At 40.4% G+C, this 203-nt stretch carries 1 protein-coding gene; it reads right to left on the bottom strand.

What is annotated here, in order from left to right:
* Nucleotides 1-203: thiamine pyrophosphate-dependent enzyme (locus HMPREF2886_RS32575; protein ID WP_256562475.1), on the bottom strand; the 203-nt coding region annotated here is incomplete at both ends.

Genomic DNA, 203 nt, shown 5'->3' with positions numbered 1-203 from the left:
ACGCCAGAAGGACGGCCATATTTTACTTCTTCTTGCATCTCCACCATATTATAAGCATTATCAACCCAGATAATATGCAATATATTGGTATTAAGACGAACTGCGGTTTCTAGCTCCATTGAAGATTGCATAAATCCCCCATCACCAGAAACAGAGATAATTTTATCGCAAGGACGTACAAAAGAAGCGCCTATTCCCCAAGG

This window comes from Pseudomonas sp. HMSC066A08, from assembly GCF_001813025.1.
GTDB classification, from domain to species: Bacteria; Pseudomonadota; Gammaproteobacteria; order Pseudomonadales; family Pseudomonadaceae; genus Pseudomonas; species Pseudomonas aeruginosa.
This window is presented reverse-complemented; position numbering and strand designations above follow the sequence as displayed.